The sequence below is a fragment of the Halomonas sp. MS1 genome (genome assembly GCF_024182575.1).
Taxonomy (GTDB): Bacteria; Pseudomonadota; Gammaproteobacteria; order Pseudomonadales; family Halomonadaceae; genus Vreelandella.
Window position 1 is genome coordinate 2122326 of sequence record NZ_CP098926.1, and the last position, 12587, is coordinate 2134912.

Annotated in this window: 12 protein-coding genes; all 12 read left to right on the top strand. The window is 54.4% G+C overall.

What is annotated here, in order from left to right; translation table 11 throughout:
* Positions 1-120: 120 nt before the first annotated feature.
* Positions 121-1539, top strand: a complete 1419-nt coding sequence (ffh, locus tag NF683_RS09625) for a signal recognition particle protein (RefSeq protein WP_089039268.1) — start codon at positions 121-123, stop codon at positions 1537-1539.
* 290 nt (positions 1540-1829) lie between these two features.
* Positions 1830-2078 carry a 30S ribosomal protein S16 gene (gene rpsP, locus NF683_RS09630; protein ID WP_009724081.1) on the top strand — a complete coding sequence of 83 codons (249 nt, stop codon included), beginning with the start codon at positions 1830-1832 and terminating at the stop codon, positions 2076-2078.
* Between the two features lie 73 nt (positions 2079-2151).
* Positions 2152-2697 carry a ribosome maturation factor RimM gene (gene rimM / locus NF683_RS09635; RefSeq protein WP_038480970.1) on the top strand — a complete coding sequence of 182 codons (546 nt, stop codon included), beginning with the start codon at positions 2152-2154 and terminating at the stop codon, positions 2695-2697.
* Positions 2698-2798: 101 nt separating this feature from the next.
* Positions 2799-3560, top strand: a complete 762-nt coding sequence (trmD, locus tag NF683_RS09640; protein ID WP_038486491.1) for a tRNA (guanosine(37)-N1)-methyltransferase TrmD — start codon at positions 2799-2801, stop codon at positions 3558-3560.
* A 202-nt stretch (positions 3561-3762) separates the two neighbouring features.
* Complete coding sequence (gene rplS / locus NF683_RS09645; protein WP_009724084.1) at positions 3763-4119, top strand: 50S ribosomal protein L19; 357 nt, start codon at positions 3763-3765, stop codon at positions 4117-4119.
* Positions 4120-4244: 125 nt separating this feature from the next.
* Positions 4245-5126, top strand: coding sequence for a site-specific tyrosine recombinase XerD (xerD, locus tag NF683_RS09650; RefSeq protein WP_253921800.1), 882 nt, complete (start codon positions 4245-4247; stop codon positions 5124-5126).
* Positions 5101-5892, top strand: coding sequence for a DsbC family protein (locus tag NF683_RS09655; RefSeq protein WP_253921801.1), 792 nt, complete (start codon positions 5101-5103; stop codon positions 5890-5892). Before xerD ends, NF683_RS09655 begins: the two co-directional genes overlap by 26 nt.
* 86 nt (positions 5893-5978) lie before the next feature.
* On the top strand, positions 5979-7295 hold the full coding sequence (locus NF683_RS09660) for a homoserine dehydrogenase (protein ID WP_089040914.1): 1317 nt from the start codon (positions 5979-5981) through the stop codon (positions 7293-7295).
* Positions 7296-7298: 3 nt separating this feature from the next.
* The gene (gene thrC, locus NF683_RS09665; RefSeq protein WP_253921802.1) at positions 7299-8687 is read left to right on the top strand and encodes a threonine synthase; all 1389 of its coding nucleotides are present in this window, start codon (positions 7299-7301) and stop codon (positions 8685-8687) included.
* A 6-nt stretch (positions 8688-8693) separates the two neighbouring features.
* Positions 8694-10493, top strand: coding sequence for a single-stranded-DNA-specific exonuclease RecJ (locus NF683_RS09670; protein ID WP_253921803.1), 1800 nt, complete (start codon positions 8694-8696; stop codon positions 10491-10493).
* Positions 10494-10566: 73 nt separating this feature from the next.
* Positions 10567-11799: a glycosyltransferase gene (locus NF683_RS09675; protein ID WP_089039263.1), complete on the top strand. Its 1233-nt coding sequence runs from the start codon at positions 10567-10569 to the stop codon at positions 11797-11799.
* Between the two features lie 121 nt (positions 11800-11920).
* Positions 11921-12535 carry a YitT family protein gene (locus NF683_RS09680; RefSeq protein WP_038480987.1) on the top strand — a complete coding sequence of 205 codons (615 nt, stop codon included), beginning with the start codon at positions 11921-11923 and terminating at the stop codon, positions 12533-12535.
* The last annotated feature ends 52 nt before the right edge of the window (positions 12536-12587 follow it).

Sequence of the window (12587 nt, forward strand, 5' to 3'; positions counted from 1 at the left end):
TCGCACAGCCATCGATAACCAATGTTGACGACCATGGAGACTCGCGCGGCGAGCGCGTATAATCGATCCTACATTCGTCCGGTGTGACCGCCCGGCGACAACGACGGAGGCAGAGGCCCCATGTTTCAGAATCTGAGTGAGCGTCTTTCCCAGACGTTGAAGTCGATCAAAGGCCAAGCGCGGCTAACTGACGACAATATCAAAGACACCCTGCGCGAAGTGCGTAAAGCACTGTTGGAGGCAGATGTCGCCTTGCCGGTGGTGAAGGCATTTATTGAGCGTGTTCGTGAACGTGCTGTTGGCCAGGAAGTCTCAAAGAGCCTCTCGCCAGGCCAGCAATTCGTTAAAATCGTCCAGCAAGAGCTGGAAGCGATCATGGGCGAAGCCAATGAAGGCTTATCCCTAAAAGGCTCACCTGCGGTCGTGTTGATGGCAGGCTTGCAAGGGGCGGGTAAAACCACCTCTGTTGCTAAACTGGCGCGTTACCTGCGTGAACGCGAAAAGAAAAAAGTGCTGGTGGTCTCCGCCGACGTTTATCGTCCAGCGGCGATTGATCAGCTAGAGACGCTGGCAAAAGAAGTTCAGGTTGATTTCTTTGCGTCTCGTTCCGATCAGAAGCCAGTGGATATTGCCACGGCGGCGATCAAACACGCCAAAATTCAGTTCCATGATGTCGTATTAGTCGATACCGCCGGGCGGCTGGCCATCGATGAAGCGATGATGGCCGAAATCCAGGCGCTGCATAAAGCAATTTCACCGGAAGAAACGCTGTTTGTGGTCGATGCCATGACCGGCCAGGATGCGGTGAATACGGCGAAAGCATTTCACGATGCACTGCCGCTGACCGGGGTGATTCTCACCAAGGCCGACGGTGATGCCCGTGGCGGTGCAGCACTTTCGGTACGCCATATCACTGGTAAGCCCATCAAGTTCATGGGGGTTGGTGAGAAAGTAGACGCCCTAGAGCCTTTCCATCCGGATCGTGTGGCATCACGGATTCTGGGTATGGGCGACATGCTGTCGCTGATCGAAGAAGCCGAGCGCACGGTAGATAAGGACAAAGCCGCCAAGCTGGCCAGCAAGGTCAAGAAGGGTGACGGTTTTGATCTGGAAGATTTCCGCGATCAGTTACAGCAGCTCAAAAAAATGGGCGGCATGGGTGGCCTGCTTGGCAAGCTGCCTGGCATGGGGCAAATGGCTGATATGGCACAAGGCCCTGGTCCGGAAAAAGAGCTTGGCAAGCTGGAGGCATTGATTAACTCAATGACCCCCAAAGAGCGCCGCAAGCCCGATATCATCAATGGTTCGCGCAAACGCCGTATTGCAGCGGGTGCTGGCCTGCAAGTACCTGACCTGAATCGCCTGCTAAAACAGCATAAGCAGATGCAGAAAATGATGAAAAAAGCAGGCAAAAAAGGCGGGATGCAGAAAATGATGCGCGGCATGTCGGGCATGATGGGCGGCGGCGGGCCGGGTGGTCCTGGCGGCGCCGGTGGCATGGGCGGTATGGGTGGCCCCGGCGGTCTTCCCTGGCGTTAAGCCATTGTTAGCAACGTTGTAACGTGCTTGGCAAGGTTGACGGCTTAAGAGTTTTCTGGCTGTCAGGCTTTCCAAGCAGAGCGCATTTGCGTAGAATGCGGCCTCTTCATGCGTGGGTGTTGGCAAAAATGCGCGAGCATCGCCTTACCATCTGCCAGTGAAGAACCTGATGGTACGCAGCAAATCACTGATTTTAGTCTGCAGTGCCGAGAAAATAGTATGACGAGTGTTCTGTTAGCGATCTGCGCTATTGCACACTCTCGTAACCTCAACCGAAGGATAGTTATCGTATGGTTACCATTCGTTTGGCACGTGGTGGCGCCAAAAAGCGTCCCTTTTATCACCTGACTGTTACTGATTCACGCAACGCCCGTGATGGCCGTTTCATCGAGCGTATCGGCTTCTTCAACCCGGTTGCCCGTGGTCAAGAAGAGCGTCTGCGCGTTGATCTTGAGCGTGTTACTCACTGGCAGAGCCAAGGCGCCCAGTTGTCTGGTCGTGTTGCTGAGCTGGTTAAAGAAGCGCGTAAACAGGCTTAAGCCGGTTAATGCGTGACTGTCAGTAAGTGATAGTAGGTGATGTTGTCGTTGTAATTTGTTGGAGCGGTCGTCGATGACGCGTTTTGAAACTAGCCATACAGACGACGCACATGTGGTGCTTGGTAAGCTAACTAGCCCTCACGGGATTAAAGGTTGGCTTAAGGTCTACTCCTATACCAATCCCATAGACAGCATCATGGAATATCCAGAATGGTGGGTGCGCCAAGGGGAATCCCTTACGCGCATGACCGTGATTCAGGGACGTCGGCAAGGCAAGGGTCTTGTGGTGCAGCTAAAAGGTGTTGATGACCGAACGGCAGCCGAAGCGCTGGCGCAAACGGACATTCTGATGCCGAAAGAGGCACTGCCTACGCTTTCCGATGATGAGTATTACTGGCATGAGCTTGAAGGCTTAACCGTCTTCACTCAGTCAGGCGAGCGGTTAGGGCAGGTCAGTTACCTGTTTGAAACCGGCGCAAACGATGTCATGGTGGTGCGCGGTGATAACGACGCAATTGATAAGCGTGAGCGACTGCTACCTTTCTTACCCGATGATGTAATTGTTGAAATCAGCCTCGAAGATGGCCGTATGGTCGTGAATTGGGATCCTGAGTTTTGAAAACAAGTTTGAGTAAGCAGTTGTCGAGCGAGCTCACAGTAACTGATTCAACTGTTACTGCAGCAAACGGTGAAGAAAGCAGCTTAACGGATGCTCCCGCGATGTGGATTGGCGTGGTATCGCTGTTTCCAGAAATGTTCGATGCGATTACCCAACAAGGTGTGGTCGGTCGAGCGGTAGAGAAACAGCGTATTGCCCTGGAGTTTTGGAATCCGCGCGATTACGCCACCGACCGCCACCGCAGCGTGGACGATCGCCCTTACGGCGGCGGCCCCGGTATGCTGATGAAGGTAGACACCCTGCGGGCTGCTATCTTTGATGCTCGGCAACGAGCAGAGCAAGCAACGGGACAATCGCCTACCGTGATCTATCTCTCGCCCCAAGGGCGTAAGCTGGATCAGCAGGGAGTTCAAGCGCTCGCCTCAGCAGGCCCTCTCGTAGTGGTCGCTGGGCGCTATGAAGGCATTGATGAGCGCGTGGTGGAAAGTGACATTGATGAAGAATGGTCAATTGGTGACTATGTGCTGAGCGGCGGTGAGTTGCCAGCAATGGTGCTAATTGACGCGGCGGCACGGCTGGTACCCGGTGTGTTGGGCCACCAGGATTCCGCTATCGAAGACTCGTTCAATGATGGCTTGTTAGACTGTCCGCACTATACCCGTCCTGAGACGATCGACGGGCGACAAGTGCCTGATGTGCTGTTAAGCGGTAATCATGCGGCCATCAAGCGCTGGCGGTTAAAACAGTCGTTAGGCCGTACATGGCAGCGCCGTCCTGATCTATTAGCAGGGCGCACGCTTGATGCCGAGCAACAGCGGCTTCTAGACGAGTTTATCGAGGAACACGCTCTGTCAACTAAGTGATTGTTTTTCAATTGCATAGAACAGAGCGGCGGTGCAGGGCAAATTAGGCAGATAGTCTGTGAGACAGATAGTCTACAAGACTTAGCCTACGCACCTGCGTCACCCATAACGACTCCCGCGTAGCTCGCTTCGAGCGCCGGGATCACGGTTTGCCCCTTCCACAACTGCGTGGCAAGCCATTACGTTATTTAGGAGTATGAAAATGAGCAGCAAGAACAAGGTGATCCAGGCGATCGAATCCGAGCAAATGGGCAAAGAGATTCCGGCCTTTGCACCGGGCGACACCATCGTCGTTCAGGTTAAAGTAAAGGAAGGTACTCGTGAGCGTCTGCAGGCGTTTGAAGGTGTGGTCATCGGTAAGCGTAACCGTGGCCTGAACTCCGCTTTCACCGTACGTAAAATTTCTCACGGTGTTGGTGTTGAGCGTACTTTCCAGACCTACAGCCCGCTGGTTGACTCTATTGAAGTCAAGCGTCGCGGTGACGTTCGTCAAGCCAAGCTGTACTACCTGCGCGAGCGCAGCGGCAAGTCGGCGCGTATCAAGGAAAAGCTGGCTTAACTGCCACTTTTTCACGGGCGCACGCTGTTTTGACATGCGTCGCGCTCGGATACCAAGACCCCGTCACCGCTTTGCGGGGCGGGGTTTTTGTTTGTGTGGTACCACCGTCAAGAGACCGTTAACCTATGAGCGTGATAGATGCCTATCTAGATGCCTTATGGTTAGAGCAAGGGGCAAGCGACCATACGTTAGCGGCCTATCGGCATGACCTAACTGCTTGGCAACAGCAGCTCGAAAGTTCGGGAGAAACACTGTTAACTCCCTCGTCAGAGCGTTTTAGCGAGTGGTTGGAAGTACGTCGAGAACAGGGCTATCAACTACGCAGTAATGCACGGTTACTCTCGTCGCTGCGCAGTTTTTACCGTTGGGCACGGCTTTATGGGCATATTGCCAGCGACCCATTAGCCAATGTGTCGCTGCCGCGGGTACGCCCTAGTTTGCCGAATACCCTGGAAGAGGAAGAGGTTGAGCGTCTGTTGCTCGCCCCTGATATCAACACCTCGCTTGGCGTTCGCGACCGCACCATGCTTGAGCTGCTGTATGCCTGCGGGCTACGCGTGTCGGAGCTGGTTGGATTGACTGGCGATGCGGTCAATCTTCGCCAAGGGGTTGTTCGTGTCAGAGGCAAGGGCGATAAAGATCGACTGGTGCCAATGGGTGAAGAAGCGGCCGAGTGGGTAGAGCGTTACCTAAAAACGGCGCGGCCCGCGTTGATGCAAGATCCTACACGGCCCGCGCTGTTTCCAGGGCGGGCAGATAAAGCCATGACCCGGCAAACGTTTTGGCACCGTATAAAAGCCCACGCTATCACTGCAGGTATTACTCGGCCCTTGTCGCCTCACACGTTACGCCACGCATTTGCGACCCATTTATTGAATCATGGTGCTAATTTGCGGGTCGTACAGCTGTTGTTAGGTCATAGCGATCTATCTACAACGCAAATTTATACCCATGTTGCCCAGGCGCGCCTGGAGCAACTGCATGCCGAACACCATCCGCGAGGTTGAAGATACAATGCATCAACGTATGTCTTTAGTTGCTAAATCCTGTGCTTCTTGGCTGGCGCTGGCGGGGTGCTTACTGCCTGCTGTTGCCAGTGCTGATGCCGTGTCCGAGCAGCTGATGGAGAATTTACAAGTTAATGGCCAGTCAATGCCGGTGGAGCAGGTAAACGCAACGCCAATGGATGGGGTGTATCACGTAATCCTGGAAAGTGGGGAGTCTTTTTACTCCAATGCCGATGGCAGCCACTTTTTGGTAGGGGACCTCTATCAAAACGCGGATAATGGTTTGGTTAACTTAACCGAGCAGGCGCGTAACCAGGAAAGGGCTACAGTGCTGGCTGCCATTCCAGCGAGCGAGCGAGTCGTTTTTCAAGGTGTGGGTGAGCCGAAAGCCACGGTAATTGTGTTTACGGACCCTACCTGCCCATACTGCGAGCGCCTACATGAAACGGTGCCTGAGCTTAACGAGCGCGGCATTGCAGTGCACTATATGGCCTTTCCGCGCGCAGGCATGGGAAGCGGTGCTGCGACGACGCTTGAGCAAGTGTGGTGTTCGGATAACCGTAGCGAGGCCATGACACAAGCTAAACAAGGCCAAACGCTTGCGGCATCGGCAAACTGCGATAACCCCGTTGCCGATCAGTACGAATTAGGTAAAGCTGTGGGCGTGCAGGGTACGCCTGCGATTGTGTTGCCCGACGGGAAAATGGTGCCAGGGTTTGTACCCCCCGACCGGCTCGTTAGCATGTTAGGCTTGGAAGACGAATAACGTCACGAGTAGTGACGAACGATAGCGCTGAGACACTGATTTAAGAGGCGGCACCTATGGGTGCCCATCACGAAAGGGGAAGTATTTTGAAACCGGTAAGAGTAGGCATTTGTGGGTTAGGTACGGTCGGTGGCGGTACATTTAACGTCTTAACACGTAACGCTGATGACATTAGCCGTCGTGCTGGCCGCCCGATTGTGATTGAGCAGGTTGCCCACCGCAGTATTCACCCTGACTGCGATATTACCGGCATTAATGCGACCTCTGACGTGTTTGAGGTGGCTAATAACCCTAACGTGGATGTGCTGGTAGAGTTGATTGGTGGCTACGATCTCGCCCGCGAGCTGGTGCTAACGGCGATTGAAAACGGCAAGCACGTTGTGACTGCCAACAAGGCCTTGATTGCTGTTCACGGTAATGAAATTTTCCGCGCCGCGCACAAAAAAGGCGTCATTGTTGCCTTTGAGGCGGCTGTGGCGGGCGGTATTCCGGTCATCAAATCGCTACGCGAAGGCCTTGGTGCTAACCGTATCGAGTGGGTGGCGGGCATCATAAACGGCACCGGTAACTACATTCTCACCCATATGCGTGATGAAGGTCGCGCGTTTGAAGACGTGTTGGCCGAAGCTCAAGCGCTAGGTTACGCGGAGTCTGACCCCACTTTCGACGTGGAAGGTATCGACGCTGCCCATAAATTGACCATCCTGGCGTCAATTGCCTATGGCGTGCCGCTGCAGTTTGATAAAGCCTTCACCGAAGGTATTTCTCGCATTACTGCAGAAGACGTCGAGCAGGCCGATAACCTGGGTTACGTGATTAAGCATCTGGGCATCTCTAAACGGACTGATCAAGGGCTAGAGCTCCGGGTTCACCCGACGTTGATTCCGAAAGAGCGCCTGCTGGCGAATGTGCACGGCGTTAAAAATGCGATTGCTGTGATGGGCGATGCGGTTGGTCCAACACTCTATTACGGCGCTGGCGCCGGTGCTGAGCCGACAGCGTCTGCCGTCGTAGCCGACCTTCTAGATGTTGCCCGTGATATCGCCACGGACCACCACTACCGGGTGCCTTACCTAGCGTTTAGTGGCATCGACGATGATGCCAGTCAACTGCCCATTATGCCGATGGAAGATATCACCACCGCGTATTATCTGCGTCTGTTGGCGGTGGATCGCCCAGGTGTGCTGGCGCGTGTTGCCACCATTCTGGCCGAGCAGGGCATCTCTATTGAAGCGCTGATCCAGAAAGAGGCGACTGAAGGTGAGTTGGTGCCGATCATTTTGCTGACGCATCGCACAAAAGAGAAACAGATGAACGATGCTATCCGTGAAATCGAGTCCATGGCGGATATTGCTGGGCCGGTTACCCGTATTCGCGTTGAAAGTCTGAGCGAAGGGGAGTAACTCATGCGTTATATCAGCACGCGTGGCCAAGCGCCCGCGCTCTCCTTTGAAGAGGTCGTGTTAACTGGAATGGCCAGCGACGGCGGACTTTATGTGCCGGAAACGCTGCCCGAGTTTTCTAAGCAAGAGCTGGCCAGCATGGCTGGCCTTTCCTACGCCGAGATTGCTTTTCGGGTCATGAAGCCGTTTGTAAATGGTGAAATTGACGACGAGACCTTCCGTCGCTTGGTGACAGAAGCTTACGCCACGTTCAATCATGACGCTGTTGTGCCGTTAAAGCAGTTGGATGCCAATCACTTTCTGCTAGAGCAGTTCCACGGCCCAACGCTGGCGTTTAAAGATGTCGCGCTGCAACTGCTAGGGCGGTTGCTGAATCATTTCCTGAAAAAGCGTGGTGAGCGTGCCGTCATTATGGGCGCGACCTCTGGGGATACCGGCTCTGCGGCCATTGAAGGCTGTCGCCACTGCGATAACCTCGATATTTTTATTCTCCACCCGCATAACCGCGTATCTGAAGTGCAGCGCCGCCAGATGACGTCGGTGCTCGCCAACAACGTCTTCAATATTGCTATCGAAGGCAATTTTGATGATGCCCAGGCAATGGTGAAGGCGAGCTTTGCTAATCAGGATTTCCTGAATGGCACGCGCTTAGTGGCGGTGAACTCGATCAACTGGGCGCGCATCATGGCGCAGATCGTTTACTACATCGCCGCTGGTGTTGCATTGGGCGCGCCTCAGCGAGAAGTGAGCTTCTGCGTTCCGTCGGCTAACTTCGGTAACGTCTTCGCAGGCTACATGGCGTTTAAGATGGGGCTGCCGGTGAAGCAGTTCATTATTGCCACTAATGCCAACGACATTCTGCATCGCACGCTTGCCGCCAATGATTTCTCCAAGAAAGAGTTGGCAGCGACCCTCGCGCCGTCAATGGACATCGTTGTTTCGTCAAACTTTGAGCGTTTGCTGTTTGATGCTTACGACCGCGATGGTGCCGCTGTGGCAGCGCTACTAGAACGCTTCCAGCAAGAGCCTACGGCGCTTGCCGATGCACCGCTGGCCAAGCTGCGCGAAAAATTCGCTAGCCATAGCGTTGATGATGCGACCATTCTGGAAGTCATTCGTGAAGCTCATCACCGTACTGGGGAGATCCTTGACCCCCATACGGCCACTGGCTATCGCGCTGCAGAGCGCGCACGCGTGGATACCACGACGCCGGTTATTACACTGGCTACCGCGCATCCGGCGAAATTCGCTGAAGCCGTGGTCAAGGCAGGTTTCCAGGGTGTGCCGTTGCCCACTCATATGGATGATTTGCTTGAGCGCGAAGAGCGTTACACGGTGCTGCCCGCTGAACTGAGCGCCGTGCAGCAGTTTGTCGCTGACAATCGGCGCTGAGGCGTCATGGCCGACGAACCAGCACTCACGCAGCAGAACGCCAATCAGCCACGCTTAGAGCCTCGTCCACTGGACGAGGCTATCTATGTGCGTGCCCAAGCGGAAGGCTTGAGCGAGCTACAAGCACGGCTATTGGCCTCACGATTGCCGGGCTATAAGGGCGAGCTCGCACCCCTGGTGGCGCCGAGCTTGCGCTACTTGGCGCATCCAGAAAAGCTAGCCGATGGCCGCCGTGCCGCTGAACGTATTGCCCAGGCAGTGGCAGAAGGGGAATCCATCGGCATTCTCACCGACTACGATGTGGACGGCATCACCTCCCATGTGGTGATTCGGCGTACGTTGGTGGAGCTGTTTGGCGTATCTGAACACAAGTTACATAGTTTGATTGGCCACCGTATCCACGATGGCTATGGCATTAGCCTGCCGCTGGTGGAACGCACGCTTGCTTTAAAGCCGCTGCCCACGCTGGTGATTACTGCCGACTGCGGCAGCTCAGATGAGCCGCGAATCGCACGCTTGAAAGCTGCTGGTATTGATGTGGTGGTCAGCGACCACCACGCGCTGCCGTTGGAAGGCCCACCGCCTTCTGCCTATGCCTGTGTTAACCCGACACGCAGTGATTGTGACTATCCCGATAAAACGATCGCCGGGTGCATGGTGGCATGGCTTTTGATGTCACTTGCTCGTGGCGTATTGATTGAATGGGGGGCATTGCCTGATGCAACACCTAAGCTATCACCTTGGCTTTCTTACGTCGCGTTGGGCACCGTAGCGGACTGTGTTTCGCTGGGCGGTAGTCCGGCTAACCGCGCAGTGGTTAACTACGGATTAACGCTGATCAACCGTATGGACGCTGCCTGTTGGCGCGCCATGGCGGCGCGGCTTGGGGCAGATAGTGTGCCATTTAACGCTGAAACGCTGGCGTTCCAAATGGGGCCACGAATTAACGCTCGCTCACGGCTGGATGATCCCTATGCGGCGTTACACTTTATGCTCGCGGAAAGCGATAGTGTCGCCAATCGTCAGCTAGAAGTGCTTGATCAAGACAATCAGTCCCGCAAGGCGATTGAAGCGGACATGGCCGAAGAAGCGCGTGCGCTTGCCGTTTCGTCGCTGGAGGCTAATGAGCCTGCAGTGGTGGTACTGCTGGAAGATGGCCACCCTGGTGTGCAAGGTATTGTCGCTTCGCGGTTAGTGCAGGCCTATGGCCGCCCCGCGTTGGTGCTGACCCGCGCGGCGGCGCCCAATATGTTGATCGGTTCTGGTCGCTCGATTGATGGCCTGCACCTACGGGATGCGCTGCAACGCACCTTTGAGCTAGCCCCTGAGTCGCTACCGCGCTTTGGTGGCCACAGTGGGGCGGCGGGTGTCGGCGTACCAAGAGAGCAGTTAGCGGCCTTTAAAGCGGCATTTTTACAGGCCGTTGGTGAGCAGCTGGGCGATACACCGCTTTACCCGCGGCTATGGACAGATGGCGAGCTCTCTACGTCGCAGCTATCGCTGTTAACGCTAACCGAAGTTGAAGCGCTTGGCCCTTACGGGCGTGAGTTTGACCCGCCACTGTTTGAAGGGCGCTTTATTGTTGAAGCACTGCGTCCAGTCGGTGCTGAAGGTGCTCACCTGATGATGGAGCTTTCCATGGGCGCGGTGACCAGCAAAGCGATTTGGTTCCGGGCGTTAACGCCAGGCGAGCTCCCCTCCTTTAGCGTGGGCGACACGCTGCACTGCGCCTATAAGCTCAATCGCAACCGCTGGCGAGGGCGAGAGTCATTGCAGTTGATGGTAGAACACGCCAGCCCCGTCTAATCCTCGTTGCTATTCGCGGATTTTAGTCAGTGGACAACATCGTTTGATGGTTGAATAAGACAGGAAACTTGGTATGTCAGACTCGCTTAGTGGTAGCCATGTGGCTGCCAGACCGTCACGTATCCTGTTTTTCCCTCTGGGGTGGGTGCTTGCGCATACGGTACGTTGTATCGAGATAGCCAACGTGCTGCGCCAACGTGGGCACGAGGTGATTTTTGCGGGTGATGATCCTAACCATCCCAGCTCTCGCTTGAGCCTTGTTCAGGAAGCAGGGTTCCCTCTTATCTATGCTCGGGAGCCGAATCTTCCCGATATATGGTCACGCTTTCAACGTCTTGGCTGGAAAGCCTCCTTTTGGGATATGGTGCACCTACGCTATTGGGCGCCTCTGACCAAGATTATTGAGTCCCAATTGCAGGCTATCGAACAGGTCAAACCTGATCTAGTGGTGGGTGATGCCACGGTAAGTGCCAGTACCGCTGCGTACATTGCCGACGTCCCGTGTGCTGGCATCATGAATGGCTATGCCGCGAGGCTGTTAACGCCGCCAACACCGACCTACTACGCTGCTAAAGGCTTAGATCGCTATTTACTGTCTGGTATCCGACGGCGACTTTATCAGAAGTATCAGCGGCCAGACCGAAATGCCTTTGACATGCTCTATCACATGCCAATGATTTCGCCTGATTTACCAGGGCTCTACAGCTTGCCTAAACGGTTTCGCGATTATCATATGGTAGGGCCGATCTCTCCAGATCTAACGGCGCCGTTACCTGAATGGTTTGATGAACTCCAAGATGGCACGCCCAATATTTATATCACCATGGGCTCAACCGGGTTGTTAGAGCACTTCCTGCGCAGCACGTATCCCACGTTGGGAGCGCTGCCTTACCGTTTTATGGTGACCACCGGTGGTCAGGTAAGCGAAGAGGTGATGGATGCTGCCCCGAGTAACTTCCGTTTTACGCGCTATGCGCCTGGCTCGCAGCTCTTGGCTCATGCTCAAGCAATGCTATATCACGGTGGCAATGGCAGCATGTATCAGTCTTTAGCGGCGGGTGTGCCAATGCTGGCGCTGCCCGCCCACTATGAACAGCGTCTCAATGCTCAAATTGGCGTGCGCCAAAAATTCGGCTTGCAGATGTCGGTACGTAGAATTAATCCCAATAAACTGGTGCGACAGCTAGAGCGGCTAATGCATGAGCCCGTATTTCGTCAATCTGCCCAGCGTTTTTCAAGCACCGTGCAGAAAACAAATGGGGCAGTCAATGCCGCCAATATACTAGAGAGTGCGCTGGGTCGTTGATGAAATAAGCGCCATTGAGTCGGAAATACGTTCTCCCTTCCCGGTGATTCTCTGTAAGCACACTGACGTTGCAGAGTCTCTTGGAATAAGTGCTCGAATAATTCTACAAAAGGACATCCTCATGCGGGACGATCTGCCTAAAGATCCGCATAAATACTATGAAGATATGATGGCCATGGTACTTGGCACGCTGTTTGTTGCTTTAGGTGTGGCATTTTATACCCACTCGGTATTGATCACTGGCAGCACCGCTGGGCTGGCATTACTGCTGAATTACGTGACTGGGTGGGGATTTGGCTTCTGGTTTTTTGCCATCAATGTACCCTTTTACTATTTGGCCATTAAGCGCATGGGGTGGAGTTTTACGCTGCGCACGTTTGCGGCAATTGGCTTGGTGTCGTTGTTTTCTGAACTCACCCAAGGTTGGGTACAGTTCGCCAATGTTCCGTCGCTGTACGCTGCGTTGATGGGGGGCGCTTTAATGGGCATAGGCATGTTGATGTTGTTCCGGCATCGAACCAGCCTTGGGGGGATTAATATTCTTGCGCTCTATCTGCAAGAAAAGCACGGCCTGCGGGCAGGCTATGTGCAGTTGGGTATCGATGGGCTAATTTTGCTGGTGGCACTGACCCAGCTACCGCTAGACCGCGTGGGTTACTCCGTGTTGGGGGCACTGACGCTGAATTTGATTATTGCCTTGAATCACAAACCAGGGCGGTATATCGGTGTTAGTTAAGTAGAACTAACGAGACAGGTCGCTAGAGATTTCTTATCAAGCAGGGTAACTA